The organism is Sulfitobacter maritimus (genome assembly GCF_013346665.1).
Lineage (GTDB): Bacteria > Pseudomonadota > Alphaproteobacteria > Rhodobacterales > Rhodobacteraceae > Sulfitobacter > Sulfitobacter maritimus.
This window is the reverse complement of the sequence record NZ_JABVBB010000028.1, coordinates 20,199-40,303: the sequence shown is the minus strand read 5'-3', so window position 1 is coordinate 40,303 and position 20,105 is coordinate 20,199. Positions and strand designations below refer to the sequence as shown.

The 20,105-nt window shown below is 60.6% G+C and carries 18 protein-coding genes; 15 read left to right on the top strand and 3 right to left on the bottom strand.

Annotation, left to right across the window (positions count from 1 at the left end; genetic code table 11):
* The first annotated feature begins 158 nt into the window (after nt 1-158).
* From HTT03_RS08280 to HTT03_RS08250, 7 genes are all read left to right on the top strand, one after another.
* Nucleotides 159-1,610, top strand: a complete 1,452-nt coding sequence (locus HTT03_RS08280) for an FAD-linked oxidase C-terminal domain-containing protein (RefSeq protein ID WP_174859378.1) — start codon at nt 159-161, stop codon at nt 1,608-1,610.
* A 5-nt stretch (nt 1,611-1,615) separates the two neighbouring features.
* Nucleotides 1,616-2,731, top strand: coding sequence for an FAD-binding protein (locus HTT03_RS08275; protein WP_174859512.1), 1,116 nt, complete (start codon nt 1,616-1,618; stop codon nt 2,729-2,731).
* 8 nt (nt 2,732-2,739) lie between these two features.
* Entirely contained in the window at nt 2,740-3,096 is a 357-nt protein-coding gene (locus HTT03_RS08270; RefSeq protein WP_174859377.1) for a hypothetical protein, read from the top strand.
* Nucleotides 3,097-3,110: 14 nt separating this feature from the next.
* The gene (gene glcF / locus HTT03_RS08265; protein ID WP_174859376.1) at nt 3,111-4,433 is read left to right on the top strand and encodes a glycolate oxidase subunit GlcF; all 1,323 of its coding nucleotides are present in this window, start codon (nt 3,111-3,113) and stop codon (nt 4,431-4,433) included.
* Nucleotides 4,434-4,539: 106 nt separating this feature from the next.
* Nucleotides 4,540-5,316 carry a trypsin-like serine peptidase gene (locus HTT03_RS08260; RefSeq protein WP_174859511.1) on the top strand — a complete coding sequence of 259 codons (777 nt, stop codon included), beginning with the start codon at nt 4,540-4,542 and terminating at the stop codon, nt 5,314-5,316.
* Between the two features lie 149 nt (nt 5,317-5,465).
* Nucleotides 5,466-5,936 carry an Hsp20 family protein gene (locus HTT03_RS08255; RefSeq protein ID WP_174859375.1) on the top strand — a complete coding sequence of 157 codons (471 nt, stop codon included), beginning with the start codon at nt 5,466-5,468 and terminating at the stop codon, nt 5,934-5,936.
* 134 nt (nt 5,937-6,070) lie between these two features.
* Nucleotides 6,071-6,796: a lysozyme family protein gene (locus HTT03_RS08250; protein WP_246253396.1), complete on the top strand. Its 726-nt coding sequence runs from the start codon at nt 6,071-6,073 to the stop codon at nt 6,794-6,796.
* Nucleotides 6,797-6,850: 54 nt separating this feature from the next.
* On the opposite strand, the gene HTT03_RS08245 is transcribed toward HTT03_RS08250, so the two are convergent.
* Nucleotides 6,851-8,326 (bottom strand): NAD-dependent succinate-semialdehyde dehydrogenase, encoded by a 1,476-nt coding sequence (locus HTT03_RS08245; RefSeq protein WP_174859373.1) that lies wholly within the window; start codon nt 8,324-8,326, stop codon nt 6,851-6,853.
* Between the two features lie 92 nt (nt 8,327-8,418).
* On the opposite strand from HTT03_RS08245, the gene HTT03_RS08240 reads away from it, so the two are divergent.
* From HTT03_RS08240 to HTT03_RS08225, 4 genes are all read left to right on the top strand, one after another.
* On the top strand, nt 8,419-9,207 hold the full coding sequence (locus HTT03_RS08240; protein ID WP_174859372.1) for an alpha/beta hydrolase: 789 nt from the start codon (nt 8,419-8,421) through the stop codon (nt 9,205-9,207).
* A 127-nt stretch (nt 9,208-9,334) separates the two neighbouring features.
* Entirely contained in the window at nt 9,335-9,964 is a 630-nt protein-coding gene (locus HTT03_RS08235; RefSeq protein WP_174859371.1) for a DUF1523 family protein, read from the top strand.
* A 74-nt stretch (nt 9,965-10,038) separates the two neighbouring features.
* Complete coding sequence (locus HTT03_RS08230) at nt 10,039-12,549, top strand: cation:proton antiporter (RefSeq protein ID WP_174859370.1); 2,511 nt, start codon at nt 10,039-10,041, stop codon at nt 12,547-12,549.
* Nucleotides 12,550-12,749: 200 nt separating this feature from the next.
* Nucleotides 12,750-13,727 (top strand): PAS domain S-box protein, encoded by a 978-nt coding sequence (locus tag HTT03_RS08225; RefSeq protein ID WP_174859369.1) that lies wholly within the window; start codon nt 12,750-12,752, stop codon nt 13,725-13,727.
* Nucleotides 13,728-13,772: 45 nt separating this feature from the next.
* Here HTT03_RS08225 and HTT03_RS08220 read toward each other — a convergent pair whose 3' ends face one another.
* Nucleotides 13,773-14,303 carry a PepSY domain-containing protein gene (locus tag HTT03_RS08220; RefSeq protein WP_174859368.1) on the bottom strand — a complete coding sequence of 177 codons (531 nt, stop codon included), beginning with the start codon at nt 14,301-14,303 and terminating at the stop codon, nt 13,773-13,775.
* Nucleotides 14,304-14,417: 114 nt separating this feature from the next.
* Nucleotides 14,418-15,995, bottom strand: coding sequence for a DUF5928 domain-containing protein (locus tag HTT03_RS08215; RefSeq protein ID WP_174859367.1), 1,578 nt, complete (start codon nt 15,993-15,995; stop codon nt 14,418-14,420).
* Between the two features lie 158 nt (nt 15,996-16,153).
* Here HTT03_RS08215 and HTT03_RS08210 point away from each other — a divergent pair, with 158 nt between their 5' ends.
* From HTT03_RS08210 to HTT03_RS08195, 4 genes are all read left to right on the top strand, one after another.
* Nucleotides 16,154-16,972: a sulfotransferase family protein gene (locus tag HTT03_RS08210; RefSeq protein WP_174859366.1), complete on the top strand. Its 819-nt coding sequence runs from the start codon at nt 16,154-16,156 to the stop codon at nt 16,970-16,972.
* Nucleotides 16,973-17,019: 47 nt separating this feature from the next.
* On the top strand, nt 17,020-17,508 hold the full coding sequence (gene smpB, locus HTT03_RS08205) for an SsrA-binding protein SmpB (protein WP_174859365.1): 489 nt from the start codon (nt 17,020-17,022) through the stop codon (nt 17,506-17,508).
* Between the two features lie 520 nt (nt 17,509-18,028).
* Nucleotides 18,029-18,883, top strand: coding sequence for a 3-mercaptopyruvate sulfurtransferase (gene sseA / locus HTT03_RS08200; protein ID WP_174859364.1), 855 nt, complete (start codon nt 18,029-18,031; stop codon nt 18,881-18,883).
* Nucleotides 18,884-18,916: 33 nt separating this feature from the next.
* Nucleotides 18,917-20,098 (top strand): amino acid aminotransferase, encoded by a 1,182-nt coding sequence (locus HTT03_RS08195; RefSeq protein WP_174859363.1) that lies wholly within the window; start codon nt 18,917-18,919, stop codon nt 20,096-20,098.
* Nucleotides 20,099-20,105 lie beyond the last annotated feature (7 nt).

The window sequence follows — 20,105 nt, the reverse complement described above, 5'->3', positions numbered from 1 at the left end:
TTATATAGCCCGGTTCGTCACCGTTCCAAGGTCAAGCAGTGTTTGTCCTGGCACTTCTTGTCAGAGTTGCAAAAATCAGTGGTGCAATTACACCAACTGCACGCCATCATACCACCAACCATGCGCTGCTGCATGTCTGAAACGCCGGAGGCCCCCCTATGGAAATGCCGACACCAGATGCCGCGATCATCGCGCGTAAGGCGCGTTTGGTGGCCAAGCTGCGGACGGCGCTGCCTACGGCGGCGGTGATCGACGACCCGCACGAAACCTGCGCTTATGAATGTGACGCGCTGACCGCCTATAAATGCGCACCCATGGCCGTGACCCTGCCTGCCAGCACTGAAGAAGTCTCAACCATTCTGCGCATCTGCCACGAGGAAGGCGTGCCGGTGGTGCCGCGCGGCTCTGGCACATCGCTCGCCGGTGGCGCGCTGCCCACGGCGGACAGTGTGGTGCTGGGAGTAATGCGCATGGCCGAGGTGCTGGAGGTCGATTACGACAACCGCTTGATCCGGGTACAGACAGGGCGCACGAACCTCAGCGTCACCGGCGCGGTGGAGGAAGACGGGTTTTTCTACGCCCCCGACCCGTCGAGCCAGCTCGCCTGCGCCATCGCAGGCAATATCGCGATGAATTCCGGCGGGGCGCATTGCCTGAAATACGGGGTGACGACCAACAACCTTCTGGGCGTGACTATGGTGATGATGGACGGCGAAGTGGTGGAGATCGGCGGCGGCTATATGGATGCCGGCGGGCTGGACCTTTTGGGCGTGATCTGCGGCTCCGAAGGGCAGCTTGGCGTGGTGACCGAAGCCACGCTGCGCATCTTGCCCAAACCCGAAGGCGCGCGGCCCGTGCTGATGGGCTTTGACGACAACGCCGTGGCGGGCGCTTGTGTCAGCGACATCATCAAGGCAGGCGTTCTGCCGGTAGCGATCGAATTCATGGACCGCCCCTGCATTGAGGCGACCGAGGCGTTCGCCCACGCAGGCTACCCCATGTGCGAGGCGTTGCTGATTGTCGAGGTCGAAGGTTCGGACGCCGAGATCGACCACCAACTCGCGCTAATCAAAGAGATCGCCCAGCGACACAACCCGGTGGAACTGCGCGAAAGCACCAGCGCCGAGGAAAGCGCCGCGATCTGGCTGGGGCGCAAGTCGGCCTTTGGCGCGATGGGGCAGATCAACGATTACATGTGTCTTGATGGTACGATCCCAGTGACCGAATTGCCCATGGTACTGCGACGCATTGGCGAGATGTCCGAAGACTACGGGCTGCGGGTTGGTAACGTCTTTCACGCGGGCGATGGCAATATGCATCCGCTCATCCTGTTCGACGCCAACAAACCCGGCGACCTTGAGAAATGCGAAGCCTTCGGGGCCGATATTCTGCGGCTCTGCGTCGAGGCCGGGGGCTGCCTGACCGGCGAACATGGAGTCGGAATTGAGAAACGCGACCTGATGCATGAGCAATACACCCAAACCGATTTGGAGGCGCAACTGGCGGTGAAGGATGTCTTTGATCCGGCATGGTTGCTCAACCCGGCCAAGGTGTTCCCGCTTGATGTGACCGAAGAACGGCGCGGGCGCAGCGGCCGAGTTGCGGCATGAGTGCGATAGGCGTGACGAGCGAGGCTAAACTGGCCGAGGCGATCCGGGACGCGGATGGCCCCCTGTCGGTCCAAGGCGGCAATACACGCGGCATGGCGGGGCGCGGGGCGGCGCTGTCTGTTGCGGGTCTCAGCGGCATCCGCCTTTACGAGCCCGGCGCGCTGACATTGGTCGCGCAGGCTGGCACCCCGCTGTCGGAGATCGAAGAGGCGCTCGCGGCCGAGGGCCAGCGTTTGGCCTTTGAGCCGATGGACCACCGTGCGCTATTGGGCAGCAGCGGCACGCCAACCATTGGCGGTGTTTTTGCAGCCAATGTCAGTGGCCCACGGCGGCTCAGCGTCGGCGCGGCGCGGGATTTCCTGTTGGGCGTGCGTTTTGTTGATGGCGCGGGGCGTATCGTCAAAAATGGCGGGCGCGTGATGAAGAATGTCACCGGCTATGATCTGGTGAAGCTGATGGCCGGCGCCTGCGGCAGTCTTGGCGTCTTGACCGAGGTCTCTCTCAAAGTCCTGCCTGTGCCGGAAACAAGCGCCACGCTTTGCCTTGCAGGGTTGGACGATCACGCGGCGGTCAAAGCGATGGCGCAGGCCATGAGCAGCCCTTTCGAAGTCACCGGTGCGGCCCATGATCCCGCCAAGCGACAGACCCTCCTGCGGCTCGAAGGTTTCGCGCCGTCGGTGCGCTACCGTTTAGACCGTCTGCGCGATTTGCTCGCCTCGACGGGCGCGGACATGCATATTTTGGAACACGATGACACCGAAGCCGCGTGGCGCAGGCAGCGCGATGTCACCGCCTTTGCCGACAGGACAGGAGATGTCTGGCGGGTCCACTGCCGCCCCACCGAAGCGCCCGAAATCGCCAAGCGCGCTGCGGCTGAGGCCCATCTGTTCGATTGGGCAGGCGGGCTCGTCTGGCTGCGCATGGCGCCCGGCACGGACCTCCGCACCCGGCTGGGCAAATACGACGGCCATGCGACACTGGTGCGGGCCGATGCAGCAACACGCGCCGCATTCCCGCAAGAGCAACCGGCCTCGCCCGGCGTAGAGCGGCTCAGGGCCGGGCTGCGGGCGCAATTCGATCCGCGCGGCAACCTTACTGGAGAACAGGCAGGGCGACCGTGACTTTGGCGGTGACCTTTCTTATTGTCTTTCTTGTGGGGCCTTGGGCTTTTCGCCGCTTGACCCAGGCTGTGCCGTCGCCGCGGGTTATGCGGGCCGTGCCGCTCTTGGCCCTCTCCGCCTTCCTGATGGCACTGGCGTTGCGCATAGGCTTTGCAAGCCATTGGGGCGACAGTCTTTGGCTCAGCGCTGCCGTCACAATGGCGCTTTGGGCGGCTTGGATCGCCGTGATCGCGCTTGTGGTGCAGGCCCTCCGCCGGGCGGACCCGCGGCTTTCCATGCAACGCTGGACCGGCGCGCTCGGCGCAGCAGGCACGACCGTGCCTTGGTTCGGTCTCGCGCTGGCCGACCTCTTGCGCGGCCCTTAAATCTCGGAGCTTTCATGCAAACGACCTTCACCCCCGACCAGTTGCAAGACCCCGACACGAAGCGCAGCAACGAAATTCTGCGCGCCTGTGTGCATTGCGGATTTTGCACGGCAACCTGCCCAACCTATCAGGTCTTGGGGGATGAATTGGACAGCCCACGCGGGCGCATCTACCTGATCAAAGACATGCTGGAGAAAGACCGCGATCCGGACGAAAAGACGGTGCAACACATTGATCGCTGCCTGTCTTGCCTTGCCTGTATGACCACCTGCCCCTCGGGCGTGCATTACATGCATCTGGTCGATCACGCCCGCGCCTATATCGAAGAACGCTACAAACGCCCCATGGGCGAGCGGGTCTTGCGCTGGATGCTGGCGCGTATTCTGCCCTACCCCAACCGGTTTCGTTTGGCTTTGCTGGGGGCCAGGATCGGGCGGCCCTTTGCGCGGCTGATGCCCGATGCGCGGCTCCGTGCAATGCTCGAAATGGCCCCCAAAGCGATCCCCCCCGTGAGCCGAAACGACGATCCGCAGAGCTTCCCCGCCAAGGGCAAGGCGATCCGCCGCGTGGCGCTGATGACCGGCTGTGCGCAGCGTGCGCTGAACACCGATATCAACAATGCCACCATCCGCCTGCTCAGCCGTGCGGGCTGCGAAGTGGTGGTGGCCAAGGGCGCGGGCTGCTGCGGGGCGCTGACCCATCACATGGGCAAGACCGACGAAAGCCACGCCCATGCCGCAGGCAACATCCGCGCTTGGATGGCCGAGATCGACGGAGACGGGCTCGATGCCATCGTCATTAACACCTCAGGCTGCGGCACAACGGTTAAGGATTATGGCCATATGTTCCGCAACGATCCCTTGGCTGAGGATGCCGCGAAGGTCTCTGCGCTGGCCTGCGATGTGACGGAACTGCTGGCGGAACTGAACCTGCCCTTTACGGGGAGCCCGGACATGGTTGTGGCCTATCACGCAGCCTGCTCGCTACAGCATGGCCAGCAGATCAAAACCGCGCCGAAGCAACTGCTGAAAGAGGCCGGCTTCACCGTGGTCGAGCCTGCCGACAGCCATCTGTGTTGCGGCTCTGCGGGGACGTATAACCTGATGCAGCCTGAGATTTCCAAACAGCTGAAAGAACGCAAGATCAACACCTTGGAAGCGAAAAACCCCGATGTCATCGCGGCAGGGAACATCGGCTGTATGATGCAAATCGGCTCAGGCACCGGGGTGCCGGTGGTGCATAGTGTCGAACTGCTCGATTGGGCCTGTGGCGGGCCAAAACCGCCTGCATTGGACCGCAGGGCAGACAGCGCCGCCGAAGTGCCGCGATTGCGTTGAACGGGTGCCCTATTTCTGCCGCACGGACCCTATACTCGCGCAGGGCGACATGATTACGAGGTGCATCTTGCGACAGTTTCTAGCGGGTATTTTTGCAGCGCTGACCATGGCCAGCGGGGTCATGGCGCAAGACACGGCGCTCAAGGCGTTAGACAACGGCATCGACGCCGCCGCTTGGGAAGCCGTGGGCCGTTTGGACATCGGCGGCACCGGCTTTTGCACCGGCACGCTGATCGCGCCCCGGCTGGTGCTTACCGCTGCGCATTGCCTGTTTGACCGCAACACCAAGGCCCGGATCGATCATAGCGAGGTGCAATTTCTCGCAGGTTGGCGCAACGGCCGCGCCGGAGCCTACCGCGACATCCGCCGCGCCGTGGTGCATCCGGACTATGTTTTCGACGGAGAGGTCTCATCGGGCCGCGTGCGCAACGATCTGGCGCTTTTGGAACTGTCTCGCCCAATCCGCAACACCACCATCCGCCCCTTTGGCACCGCCGCCCGCCCCCGTCCGGGTGAAAGTGTCGGCGTGGTCAGCTACGCCCGCGACCGGGCCGAGGCGCCATCGCTGCAAGAAGTCTGCAAGGTCTTGGCGCAGCAAGAGGGGGTCTTGGTGACTTCCTGTTCCGTCGATTTCGGCTCAAGCGGCGCGCCGATCTTTAGCTTCGTCGCGGGTGAAGCCCATATCGTATCGGTTGTTTCTGCCAAGGCGGAGGTCGAAGGTGAGCAAGTCTCGCTCGGAACCGCCCTCGGCGCGCCTTTGGCATTGTTGCAGGCCGAATTGGTGGCAGGCAAAGGGGTTTTTCTCGACTCCAGCCCCGCCGGAAAACGCATCCGAGTGGACCAGCAGCAACGCGTCACCGGGGCGAAATTCGTTCGACCCTGAAATCGCAGCACAGGGTCTTGAAAGCGCATAACAGCCTTCACATATGAGCCTTGCCGGGGTGCCTCTTGAGGGCTTCGGCAGTTGAAAACCGGGTCTGTCCGATGGTGGAAGGCCCGATATGTCAATCGCTCAATGATGAGGATGAACACATGCGTACGTTTGATTTTGCACCCCTTTACCGGTCCAGCGTTGGTTTCGACCAAATCGCCAATATGATGGACCGCGTGCTGACAAATGATGGGGCCACCCCCAGCTACCCCCCTTATAATATCGAAAAGCTTGAAGACGATGCGTACCGCATCTCCATCGCTGTGGCGGGCTTTTCAGACAGCGACCTGAGCGTCGAAGTGCGCGAGAAGGCCCTGATCGTCTCGGCGCGCAAAGCCGATGAGGACGAGGACAAAACCTACCTCCACCGTGGCATCGCGACCCGCGCATTCGAGCGCCGCTTCCATCTGGCCGATCATGTGCACGTGATCGGTGCGGCCCATGCGAATGGTATGCTGCATATTGAGCTGGAGCGTCAGGTGCCAGAGGCGCTGAAGCCGCGTCAGATCGAGATTTCGTCTGATGTCAAAGCCATTGAGAAGGACGTTGTTGACGCGAAATCCGTCAACTAAAGGCCGCTCAATAACCGATGCGAAGGCCCGCCACCCACGGCGGGCCTTTTTTATGCCGCCGCGCTTTCTAAACCCAAACGAAATTTAAACCTCTGCCCGCCATTCTGCCGGCGAAACCAGAATGGATGATCCTCTTGCAGAATGCTTTTCTTGCCACCTTTACCGTCCTTATGCTTTTGCCCGGTCTCTTACGGGCTGAGGCTGTCTCGCTCCTATCGCCCGCAGACGCCGCGCCCCGCGGGGGTGTGATACAGGCGAGCCTTCCCGCCCAAGACCGCGCAGCGCCCAGTCTGTTTATCGGGCGCGAGGCGACGGGATTTTTCGCTGACCGGCCCGCGCATGAACCAGTTTTTACCGCCGCGCCATTGCTGCGCTCGGGTGCGGCAGATGTGATGGTGATCCGCGCTTTGATTGAGGAAGCAGAGTCGCGCCGCGATGGCTATGACGCCTTGCAGCACGGTGCGCGGGTCAAGCCGGGCAAACGCCCCACACAGATGACCGTGGCCGAGATCTATGACTGGATTGACCGCACCCCCGGCCAGCCCCACGCGATTGGACGCTATCAATTCATCCCCGCCACTTTGAAACGCGTGATGCGGGTGCTGGACGTGCCGCCCTCCTCCCGGTTCTCGCCGCAGTTGCAGGACCGTCTGGCCGATGTGCTGCTGAATGAGGCCGGATTGTCGCGTCTGCGGGCGGGGCAGATCAGCCGCCACGCCTTTATGAACAATCTCGCAAAAATATGGGCCGGGTTGCCCAACAGCAGCGGCAAGTCGCATTACGCAGGCTATGCAGGCAACAAGGCGTCGATCAGTTGGGCGCGTTTCGATGCAGTCTTGGCGCAGGTTTTTCCCAGCTAACAAAAAGGCCGCGCCCAGTCTGGGGCGCGGCCTGTGTTTCACGTCCTAAAGCGCTTAAACGCTGAGACAGACGTATTTCATTTCGAGATAATCTTCGATGCCGTGGTGCGAGCCTTCGCGGCCAAGACCGGACTGTTTGACCCCGCCAAAGGGCGCAAGCTCGGTCGAGATGATGCCGGTGTTCACGCCAACGATGCCATACTCCAACGCCTCGGCAACCTTATACACGCGGCTCAGGTCTTTGGCGTAGAAGTAGGACGCGAGGCCAAAGATCGTGTCATTGGCCATGGCGATCACATCGTCCACATCGTCGAACTTGAACAGCGGCGCGAGGGGGCCAAAGGTTTCCTCTTGCGCGACCTTCATATCCTGCGTGACGCCAGTGACGATGGTCGGGGCAAAGAAGTTGCCGCCCATGTCGTCCTTGGCATTGCCCAAAATGATCTCGGCGCCGTTGTCGACCGCGTCTTTAATGTGCTCTTGCACCTTGTCCGACGCCTCGGGATTGATGAGCGGGCCAAGGTCGGTGCCTTCTTCAAGGCCGTCACCGACCTTCATTTTGCTGACCCGGTCCTTCAGTTTGGCTGCGAAGTCGTCATAGACGCCCGCCTGTACATAGATCCGGTTGGCGCAGACGCAGGTCTGCCCGTTGTTGCGGAACTTGCACATGATCGCACCCTCGACTGCCGCATCGAGATCGGCGTCGTCAAAGACGATGAAGGGCGCGTTGCCACCTAGTTCCATCGAGCATTTCATCACCTGATCGGCGGCCTGCTTCAGCAGGATGCGCCCGACTTCGGTGGAGCCGGTGAAGGTCAGCTTGCGCACGGCGGGGTTCTCGCAGAATTCCTTGCCCACGGCAGAGGACGACGACGACGGCAACACGTTGAACACGCCAGCCGGGATGCCTGCACGTTCGGCCAGAACGCCCATGACGATGGCCGACAGCGGTGTTTCCGCTGCAGGGCGCGCGACGAAGGAACAGCCTGCCGCCAGCGCGGGGGCTGCCTTGCGGGTGATCATCGCGTTGGGGAAGTTCCACGGCGTGATCGACGCGGCCACACCGATGGGCTGCTTCATGACCATAATGCGCTTGTCGCGCTGGTGGCCGGGGATCATCTCGCCGTAGACGCGCTTGGCCTCTTCGCCGAAGAACTCGATGAAAGACGCGCCATAGGCGATTTCGCCCTTGGCCTCGGGCAGCGGTTTGCCCTGTTCGGCGGTCAGAATGGTGCCCAGATCGTCTTGGTTCTCCATCATCAGGTCGAACCATTTGCGCATCACCGCAGCGCGTTCTTTACCTGTCCACGCGGCCCAGTCTTTCTGCGCCTTTTCTGCCTGCGCGATGGCGCCTGCAACCTGTGCGCGGCTGAGGTCTGCGACCTGCGCGATGACATCGCCCCGCGCGGGGTTGGTCACATCAAAGGTGCCGTCTTCGCCGTCGACCCATTCGCCGCCGATATAGGCACGCGTTTCCAGCAGGCTGGGGTCTTTGAGCAGTGATTTCAGATCCGTCTTTGCATCAGTCATGTCATCTCTCCGCTATTCTCTATGGTCTCCAAAGCAACAACGGGTATGATTGTCCAGAAAATGTTTGATCAAACCCGGGGTGGGAGACCCAGATGATGCTTGATGACGCTTATGAAAATTCCGCCTACATCGAGGGGGCCGACACTTTCCCGCCCCGTTGGGAGAAAGAGGCAGAGGCGTTTCGCACCCGTCTGGGCGCACGGGCACAATGCAATGTGCGCTATGGCCCATCGGACCGGCAGAAGTTTGACCTGTTCCAGCCCGAAGGTGTCTCACGCGGGACAGCGGTCTTTGTGCATGGCGGCTATTGGAAGGCTTTTGACAAGAACTACTGGTCGCATCTCGCCGCCGGACCGCTGGCGCGGGGTTATGCCGTGGCGATGCCGTCTTATGACCTCTGCCCCGAGGTGCGCATTTCCGAGATTTCGACACAGATCGCCGCTGCGCTGACCGAGATCGCCAACCGCACGCAAGGCACCATCGTTCTGTCCGGCCATTCGGCGGGCGGGCATCTGGTGGCACGCATGACCGACCCGCTGCTCTTGGGCGGCGAGGTCCGCGACCGGATCACGCGGATCGTGCCAATCTCGCCCGTTGCCGACCTGATGCCGCTGCTGCAAACCGAGATGAACGACATATTGCGTCTTGATGAGGCTGAGGCCGAAGCGGAAAGCCCGATCAATATGACTCCGCCGCATGGGGTTGATGTGACCGTTTGGGTCGGCGCGGATGAGCGGCCAGCCTTCCTCGAACAGGCCGAGAAGTTCGCCCGCAACTGGGGCGCGCGACAGGTGGTGGCCGAGGGCAAGCATCATTTCGATGTGATCGACCCGCTGGCCGAACCGGACAGCGATCTAACCAAGGCCCTGCTGGGCAGCTAAGACCGGGCAAAGGCTACGTAAAAGTTGCAACTTCGGGCGCTCGGCATTTGCCGCAGTGCCGCGAAGGCGCTATGTCGAAAGAGCAAGGCCCGTCGCTGGCCGCGCAAGCCATTGGAAAGGGCCGGGTATGAGAATCGTCAAATGGGTATTCTGGATCACTGTCTGGGTGCTGATCGCCGCCTTTTTCCACTATACCCTGCCGCAAACCGATATCGTGCGGGTGACGGACACTTATGAAAAACGCATCGACTTTGGCAGGAATTCGATCTTCTGGTCGGGCTCCGCCTCTGATGGCGCGGGGCAATCGGTCAACCGTGACGTCTTTTTCATCCAGACCCGCCGCGCCAAGGGCGATGTCATGGTCTACCGCAACGAAGACACCGGTTGGGGCTGGCCACCTTATTTCAAATTCGACACGGCGAACCTTCAGGCCGAAGCGGCGGACGCCCGCAGCACCACCGGCGCGCCGGAGTACTATGCGCTGAAACACTATGGCTGGCGCAGCGAGCTTTTGTCGATCTACCCCAACGCGATATCTTTGCGCCCGGTTGAGGGACCAGAGGCGGGCAAAGGTCTGCCCATTCTGAACATCATTATCCTGACGCTCTTTGCCGCGGTGGTCTATGCGATCTGGGTGCGCTGGCGCCGGTTTCGCCGCGCCCGGCTGGACCCGCGAATTGAAGCGCTTGAAGATGACATTGCCGCACGTCGGGGCCGTTTCGCCCGCTGGCGGGCTGAGCGTCGCGCTCGAAAGTAACTAGGATAGGAGGCGCGCTGTGCCACGGGCGTTTGCCCGGCAGACGATGCCCTTGACCGTAATCAAGGCCGCTTATGGACATCATCCTCGTCACCACGGTCATTGCCTCGCTGTTTCTGGTCATCGGCGTGGCCGAACCTTTTGCGGCGCGGATGCAGCTGCCCTACAGTGTTATTCTCGCGGTGCTGGGCATGTTGATCGGCACCGGCGCGATCTTTCTGCTGCGCACCAATCTGACCGACGCGCTCAACCCGGCGGCGGCGGCCATTCTCGAACTTCCGATCCGCTCCAACGTCTTTTTGTATGTCTTTCTGCCGACGCTGCTGTTTCAGGCAACGCTGGGGATGAACCTGCGGCGGATGTTGGACGATTGGGTGCCGATCCTGACGCTCGCGGTGGTGGCCGTTGTCGTGGCAACGGTGAGCATCGGTTATGCGTTGTTTTGGGTCAGCGCGATACCGCTGGCCGCCTGTCTGCTGATTGGGGCGATCGTTTCGACCACCGACCCGTCGGCGGTGGTGTCGATCTTTCGCTCCATTTCGGCCCCGCGACGGTTGGCGCGGATCATTGAGGGCGAAAGCCTGCTGAACGATGCCGCTGCGATTGCTCTGTTCGGCCTCTTTATGGCCTATGTGATGCAAGGCACCCCGGACCCGAAGCTTGGCAATGCTCTGGCGCAATTTCCGGTCCTGATTGCCGGCGGTGCGCTGGTGGGCTGGCTCGGTGCGCGGATCGCGGTCTGGGTCATGGCGCTGTTTAGCCGACATGAGTTGGCGCAGCAGTCAATCTCGGTCGCCCTGCCCTATCTGACCTATATCGTCGCGGAACAAAGCATCGGCGCTTCTGGTGTGATTGCTGTCGTCGTGGCGGGTCTGACATTAAACCTGACCGCGCCGGGGCGGCTGCCGCCGCAATCTCTGACCAACCTGCGCGAACTTTGGGATGTACTGGCCCATTGGGCCGGGGCGTTGATCTTTATCCTCGCCGCTCTCTTGATCCCGCGTCTGCTCGAAGAAGTCCAACTGTCGGATTTCCTGCTAATCGCGGTTACCGTCCTCGCCGCGATCATTGCGCGGGTGGTCATCCTCTTTGGCCTGATGCCACTGCTAAGTGCATTGCGCCTGTCCCCCACCGTTGAGCGGCCTTACCGGATGGCCATCCTTTGGGGCGGGCTGCGCGGGGCCGTGACTCTGTCACTGGCGTTGGCAGTAACAGAAAGCACCCGTGTGCCGCCTGATATTCAGCGGTTGGTGGGTATTCTGGCGACGGGGTTCACCCTGTTCACGCTGCTGGTGCAGGGCTCCACCCTGCGCTGGATCATCGGCAAATTGGGGTTGGATCAACTGTCGCCCATTGACCACGCCCTGTCACGGCAGGTGATCGCCGTCTCGTTGCAAACCGTGCGCGAGGATGTGGCCCGGACGACCGAAAACTATAATCTGGACCATGACATCATTCGCTCGGAAGCCAAACGCTTTGGCGAACGGCTAGAAGTGGCGGTCAAAGCGGCTGAAGACGCTTCTGACATTCTGGATCGGGACCGCATTGCTCTGGGGCTCATTGCCCTTGCCGGGCAGGAACGCGAAGCCATTCTGGCGCGGGTGCGGGAGCGGACGATCTCGGCCCGGATGGCGGATTTGGTGCTGTCGGACGCCGACCGTTTAATCGAAGCAGCCCGCACCCAAGGCCGCAGCGGCTACCAACGTGCCGCCCGGCGCAGCGTGGCCTATGGGCGCAGCTTTCGCGCCACGGCGGTGCTGCATGGGCGCTATGGCATCTCTGGCCCGCTGGCCCGTATGACCGCCGACCGTTTTGAACATTTGCTGTCGCAACGGCTGATCCTGAAAGACCTTGGCGGCTTTATCGACGGGCGCATCCGCCGCATTCACGGGCGGCGCGTGGCAGAATTGCTGCAAGAACTCCTGTCGCGCCGGATAGAGGCTGTCGAAACCGCTCTGGAAGGGCTGCGGCTGCAATACCCCGGCTATGCCGAAGAGTTGGAACGCCGCTTTATCCGCCGCACCGCTCTGCGGCTGGAAGAGCGCGAATATACGGCAATGCGAGAAGATGGGTTAATCGGGGCCGAGGTCTATACCGCTTTGATGCAAGACCTGACCACCCGGCGTTTGGCCGCCGAAGACCGTCCGCGCCTTGACCTTGCCGTGCAACGCGGGGCCTTTATCCGTCAATTCCCGTTGTTCACAGACCTCAAAGAAAGCACATTGCGGCGGCTCAGCCGCTCCTTGGTGACCCGCTATGTCGATGCGGGAACCATCGTTCTGCGCAAGGACATCCCAGTCCGGCAGGTGTTCTTCATCGCTTCTGGCGCGGTCGAATTGGAGGCGGCGGGGCAGACATGGCGTTTGGGCCGGGGGGAGATGTTCGGTCAAATGGCAATCCTGACCCATAAGGCCCGGCGCGCCGATGTACGCGCCATTGCACCGACCACGCTGCTGGTTCTGGATGAGGACCGATTTAGGCGTCTCTTGGGCCGCAGTGGGGCGCTGCGACGTGCCGTGTTGGCCAGTGCCGAGAAGCGCGGCATCGACCCTGTTGACCTTTTGCCAGAGCGGCAAACCCGGTAGCGCTGATTGCCCGCGATGCAGCTCTTCTTAAGGTTGTTTTTATTGCTATTTTTCCCGATTTAGACATCATTTGTTAAGATCACCCAACGTTGCCCGGACGCAGAATCATGGGTAGCATTCAAACATAGTTTTTTTCAGTGCTGTGGCCGCAGACTAAGATTGTGGCACTTCGTAAATCGGGGGGCGCGAATAATTTGCAAATGGAAAGAACGGCAAGCCTGAATGAATATTTGGCTTCCATCATTGAAGGGTCGGATGACGCGATTATCACCAAGAACCTTGATGGTATCATTCAAACTTGGAACCGGGGCGCAGAGCAGCTGTTTGGCTACACCGCCGAGGAGGCCAAGGGCCAACCAATCGTAATGCTAATCCCCAACGACCGGCTGCGCGAAGAAGATGATATCATGGCCCGGTTGCGGCGGGGCGAGCGTATCCAACATTTCGAGACAACCCGCCGTCGCAAGGATGGGAGCTTGGTGCCGCTCTCTCTCACGATTTCGCCCGTGCGCAATAGCCAAGGTGAGGTGATCGGCGCATCATCAATCGCGCGAGACATTACGGCTCAGATTAAAGCGGCCGAACGGCAACAGCTTCTGGTGGCCGAGATGCGCCATCGGGTGAGCAATTGCTTTGCCGTGGCAGGCAGTCTGATTTCCGTGACTGCACGAGAGGTTGAAACCTCCAAGGAACTTGCGCGGGTGATGCGTGATCGTTTGATGGCGTTGTCTTCGGCGCATCGCTTGGCCGTCGCAGACCCGTCTGGCACAACCACCTCTCCCACCTCGTTGGAGCAGTTGGTAAATTCGGTCGTCAAACCGCTCGCCGCTGGGCAATCTGTTACCCTGAACATCGACAAAATCTGCGTTGCACCGGAGGCGCTGACATCGCTTGCCATGATCCTTTATGAGTTTGGCACGAATGCCGCGAAATACGGCGCGTTTTCGCAGCATGACGGCAAGCTTGAAGTATGCGCCAAACGCGTCGGGGATCGGCTCGTGATTGAGTGGAATGAGACCTGCCAGATCGCGCCGGTCGATGCAGAGAACACAGGCTTTGGCACCAGCTTGTGCCAAGACGTGGCGCGGTCCTCTTTAGGGGGGACCATCACGCGAGAGTTTGAGCCTACCGGACTACGGGCGGTGATCGATTTGGAACTCGCGCGGCTCGAAGCGTAAGGGACAGCCCCACGGTCGCGCAGACCGCGGGGCTGGAATTGCAGGTTAGTCAGCGTCGACCAAAGTCTCGCCTGTCGCGGCGTCGATCAGAATCTCGCGCTCGCCAGAGGCATCGGTCAGTTCGATTTCATAGACCATACGCCCGTCTTCCTCGTCGAGCGACAACTCGTCGATCTCGGTGCCTTCGGTGGCTTCAAGGTCCGCCAAAGCCTTCATTAGCGTCTCGCCCGCTTCGCCTGCGGCCCGCAGCTCATCCTCTTGGAACAACCCGCTGAGGAAGCTGGTCAAGCGCTCTTCGGATTGCGACAGGACTTCGCCGCTTTGCGCATCCACTGTCACTTCATAGACGTCATCGCCTTTGACCATATCGATTTCGTAAATCAGCGTGCCGCCTTCGGTTTCGATCTCGGCCTCAAGCACACCGCCATCAACCTGCGCGCGGGCGGCTTCGATAGCGCGGGTCATTGCCACCCGCTCGGTCTGGATGGCGGGGTCTTGGGTCGCGGCGTCTTGCGCCATAACCGAAACTGGCGCCAACAAAAGCGTGGTAGCGAGGGCTGTGAATTGCTGTCGCATGGGAGAACTCCTATCTGATCGTAAAAGATTGGCCGGCGCACCTGAGAAGATGCTGGCCTCTGCAATCACAACCCGCAGAAAGAAGGCGCGTTCCATAGGAAGGCTGCGCCGTGTTCAGTCCGCGAAAAGCCGCTCTGTCTGCGCAATCTCACGCGCCTTTTCTTCGGGGATCATCAAGAACTGGCCCAGCGCGGCGGTATTGCTGTCCAGATCCCCCGTCTCGCGCAGGCAGTTGTAATGCTCAAACTGCGCATCTCGGATTAGGTCAATCTCATGCAACATCGCGCCCCGGATCGTGGGCAACAGGCGGTTGAGCGTTTCTTGCGACGTCTGGTCCCCGGCAAGGCCGGAGCGCATCGCGTGGCCGATTAGATAGTCGTCCGACAGATGACACTCGATCTCCAGCATCCGGGTGATTGAGCGGTCTGAGGCAAAGTCATGCAACAGGTCAAGGTTCGCCGGGTCCATGCAGACGATCAGGCGGTCGGTTTCATAATAGTCAAACAACATTCGCATCAGCGCGCGGCGGTGCCTTGTGCGCTTTTCCAATGTTGTCTGGATACCGCCAAGGTCCGGCAAAGGGGTGTCCTCTTCGCTGAACAGATACTCAATGGTAGGCAGGTTGGTGACTTGGCCAACGCGCTCTAAAACCCGTTTCGCCACATCCCATTTTTTGCAGATTACGATCAGCAATTCGCGCTCGCGGCCCAAAGTCGCTTCGGTTTCCCAAAATCGCGTTGCAAAACGCCGCCCGATCCGGCCGCGCCCGGTCAGGAAGTCAAACAGGCTGCGGCCTTCGTTGCTGATTTGAAATGGCACGGATTTCGCCGCATAGAGCAAGCCGAGCCGACGCTTGAGGTCCAGCGCTTCGGGGCTGATCTTGCGGGCAAAGAGGTAGTTCTGGCTAAGCAGCAGATCGTAGTGGTCGTTGTAGAAGGTCACCGGCATACCGTAGTCGGTGAACATGAGAAACGTGAGACTGCGGCTCTCGATCTCCGCCTCAGGCACCAGATGGCGCACTAAGGTCTGAAAGAACGTCTCATCCGGTATCCAAGTGCTGCGAAAGAAGCGAACGACATCCCGGCGCTGCTTCACAAACTCCAACAGAAATTCGACGGTGCGGCGGCGCAGGCACCACCATTGGCTGCCGATGTAGATTTGCAGGTCAGCGGGAATACGGCGCGTCAGGCCAAGACGCTTTTGTACGTTGAACATCGCATAAAACAGCTTTCGCTGGGTCCGCTCATTGAACCAATGGCGGTAGATCAGCCGCTCTTCTTTCCAACCCGTCTTGATCCAATCGCTGTTGAAATAATCAACGCTTTCGATGAAATCTTGGTCGTGTTCATCCAAGAACTGATGCGCGTATTCCGCCGACTTGATCGCCATGCAATCGCCTGACAGCATGTAGAAATGCGTCGCGCGGGGGAAGTCTTCTGCTGCGGCGCGCAGCGCGTGGAGCGTGGCTTCGACCAAAGACCATTCGCCCCACCCGCAACGGATACGTTTGCGGGCGAAAGTCACATTGGGGTTGTCGGCAAGGGCATTGGTGATTTTGCGATACGCTGCGGGATCAGCGGAACGGTCAAAGTGGATCGCCATACAATCGCCCACCGCCGTCAGCCGCTCGGCCTGCCGAATAATGGCATCCGGGTCCTTGTGGCACAGCAGAAGATAGGCGATTTTAGCCATGCAGGATACCAACAGCCCTTTCACAGATGGCCCATGATACCGGACCGTCTAACTAGTTAATCGTGAAGACTGATTGAATAAACCGCATATCTTTGCTTTTTTACAGCGACGCCAAACTGTTGCTCAAAACAGTCAACGCCAGCAGGAGGCAAAAGCATATGGGTTTTCCCGGCACATGGATGACGGAAAGTGAAAGCATGGTGTACCGCGTGGTGCCCAAATGCGCCTGCTCTACGATCGGACAAATCATGTATTATTCCGACCACGACACATTTTTCGACGGGGACATCCACGACGCCAAAGCGGGCATTCACAAATGGGCGCTTGAGGGGTCGCAGGGGCCGATCACCGAGAATGTGACCGGGCATAAGTCCCTTGCCTTCACCTGTGTGCGTAACCCTTATACGCGTATCCTTTCCTCCTTCTTTGACAAGATCTGCGGCATCCAGCGCAATGGCAGACGCTATCGCGGTAATCTTGTCCCGCTGCTGGTGCAGAAATACGGGATCGACGTTGGGGGCGATGACGGCAAGCAAGAGTTTGACCAGATCGCCAGTTTTCGGCGCTTCCTGCTCTTTGCGCGGGACACCATTCGTTGGCGGCGGCCCATGGACCCGGACATCCATTGGTCAGCCGTCTCCGGCCATGTCAGCACTTTCATCATCAACGGTGGCAGATACGACCAGATTTTCTGGACGGAGCAGTTCAACGACGGGATGCAAAAGGTTTTGGACGCGGTGGAGACCCCGCATAGGGTCGATCTGGCGCAGATTCCCCGTTTTAACGAAAGCGAAGGTCACGGACCCAAGCGGGCGCATCCGGTTAAGGATTACTTTGACGATCTGTCGATGCATCTGGTCCGTGAAATCTACAAACGTGACTTCGATCTGTTCAAATACGATTTCGACAATCCGGGGAATAAGATGCCCATTGGGGAAATCGATCTTGATGAGGTTCACGCCAAGCTTGGAGACTGAACAGCGGCATCTTGCACCGGGGCGGGCAGCGCTCTACATGTTTTGGCATGTCACAGGTCAAATCCAGTTCCAAATCCGATCCGAATTACAAGGTGATCGCCGAAAACCGCCGTGCGCGGTTTGATTACGCTATCGAAGACGACATCGAATGCGGCATCATCCTTGAAGGGTCCGAGGTTAAATCCCTCCGCGAAGGCGGGGCGAATATCGCTGAGAGCTATGCGGCGGTTGAGGATGGGGAGCTGTGGTTGGTGAACTCCTATGTGGCGCCCTACAAGCAGGCCACGACCTTTCAGCATGAGGAGCGCCGCCGCCGCAAGCTCTTGGTGAGCCGCAAAGAGCTTGGGGATCTGTGGAACGCAACACAGCGCAAGGGCATGACGCTGGTGCCGCTGGTGATGTATTTTAACCATCGCGGCATGGCGAAGATCAAGATCGGCGTGGCCAAGGGTAAGAAGCTGCATGACAAGCGCGAGACAGCCGCCAAACGCGATTGGTCGCGGCAGAAGCAGCGGTTGTTGAAGGATCACAGCTGATACTTGCAGCAGGCCCGGAATCATGCTGCAGACGCCGGGCCATAGCCTGCCCGCCTCATCGGCTAGGCGACTTAGTGAGGCTTGGCGCAAATTGGCGAACGCACGTCTCGGCTGAGCCAAGATCGCATGAACCGCTCAAAGGTTCGCCGCCCAGCACGCAAAAGATGGTCCTCAGCTAATGATATCGAGCCTGAGAACCGCTTCATCCCACAAACCGTCAGACACACTCATATTGCACGAGAGGTGTTGGCCTTTCCGCCGTGTTTGCGGCCCGGCCCGGGACAAGCCGCAGGCGCCGGGCCATCGCCTGCCCGCGCGGACGGGTAGGCGATTTGGTGAGGTTAGGCCTGACCTCGCGGGCGCACATCAAGGTTGCCCCATAAAGTGGCACGACCACACGTCGGTTCGCCGACCCGCGGGCAGGCGCTGGCCCTCGTCACCCCGCTCGCGCCCCCTTCCACTTGCCAGCATCCCCTGCCGGTTATAGTCAGAGGCAACGCCCGCGACGAAGGAGGCCCCAATGGCCGACGATCCCAAGACATTGGTTTCAACCGACTGGTTGGCTCAGCACCTGAAAGACCCCGACCTGCGCATCCTTGATGCCTCGTGGTACTTGCCCGACGCCGGGCGCGATCCGAAGGCCGAGTATGACGCCGCGCATATCCCCGGCGCGCGGTTCTTTGACATTGATGACATCTCGGACGGGCGCTCAAACCTGCCACATATGGCCCCGCCGATTGAGAAATTCATGTCGCGTCTCCGTGCCATGGGCGTCGGCGACGGACATCAGGTGGTGGTCTATGACGGTGCGGGCCTGATGTCGGCGGCCCGCGTCTGGTGGCTTTTCCGCTTGATGGGGCAAGAGAACATCGCCGTGCTGGATGGTGGCTTCCCGAAATGGCAGGCCGAAGGCCGCCCGACCGAAGACATGCCGCCCGTCCCCCGCGACCGCCACATGACCGTGCGTTTTCAGAACCAACTGGTGCGCGATGTGACGCAGGTGGCCCATGCCTCCAAGCTCGGCGATCCGCAGATCGTTGACGCCCGCGCCGCGGCACGGTTCCGCGGCGATGCGCCAGAGCCGCGCGAGGGGCTGCGTGCGGGGCATATCCCCGGCGCGCGTAATGTGCCTTTCACTGAACTGCTTAACGACGACAAGACGATGAAGACGCCGGACCAGACCCGCGCTATTTTCGAGGCGGCGGGCGTGGACCTGTCGAAACCCGTCATTACCTCCTGCGGCTCTGGCATCACCGCCGCCGTGCTGGCGCTGGCGCTGGAGCGGATGGGGCATCGCAAATGGTCGCTCTATGATGGCTCTTGGGCGGAGTGGGGGATGTTCCCCACCGTGCCCGTCGCCACCGGCGCGGCTTAACCTATTTCAGTTCACTTCCAACCGGAGAACCCCATGTTCGAGACGCTCAAGGCCCAACCGGCTGACAAGATCCTCGCCCTTGTGCAGGCCTACCGCGAAGACCCGCGGGACACGAAGATCGACCTTGGCGTCGGCGTCTACAAAGACGCCAGCGGCAACACCCCGATCATGCGCGCAGTGAAAGCCGCCGAGCAGCGCATCTGGGAAAGCCAGGACACCAAGGTTTACACCGGGCTCGCGGGCGATCCGGCCTATGCCGATGCTATGGCTGCCCTTGTGCTCGGCGATGCTGTGCCGCGCAGTTCCGTTGCTGCAGCGGCCACCCCCGGCGGCACCGGCGCGGTGCGTCAGGCCTTTGAACTGGTGCGTATGGCGAACCCCGAGGCGCGGGTCTTTGTGTCGGACCCAACATGGCCGAACCACCTGTCAATCCTGTCCTATCTGGGCATGGACGTGGTGAACTACCGCTATTTCGACAGTGACACCGGCGGCGTGAACTTCGACGGCATGATCGAAGATCTCAAGACCGCCAAGAAAGGTGACGTGGTGCTGCTGCATGGCTGCTGTCACAACCCGACGGGCGCGAACCTGAACAGCGCCGAATGGGACGCGGTGATTGAGGTGCTGCAAAACACCGGTGCCGTGCCAATGATCGACATTGCCTATCAGGGCTTTGGCGACGGGCTGGAAGCGGACGCTGCCGCGACGCGCAAAGTGGCGTCTTCGGTGCCAGAATGTCTGATCGCGGCGAGCTGCTCCAAGAACTTTGGCATCTACCGCGAACGGACCGGCATCCTGATGATCGTCGCGTCAGAAGCAGCCCACGGGCTGAACCAAGCGACACTGGCCTTCCTGAACCGTCAAAACTACAGCTTCCCGCCGGACCACGGGGCGCGGATCGTTTCGACGATCCTGCACGATGCTGAGTTGAAAGCTGACTGGATGGCCGAGTTGGAAGACGTCCGCAACGCCATGCTGGGCCTGCGCGAGCAATTGGCGGGCGAGTTGCAGAAACTCTCCGGCTCGGATCGCTTTGGCTTTTTGGCCCAACACCGTGGCATGTTTTCCCGCCTTGGCACCACGCCTGACAAGGTCGACGCCCTGCGCGAGAAACATGGCATCTACATGGTCGGCGACAGCCGCATGAACATCGCGGGCCTAAACAGCGACAGCGTGCCGATCCTCGCCCGCGCGATTATCGACGTCGGCATCTGATTCAAAC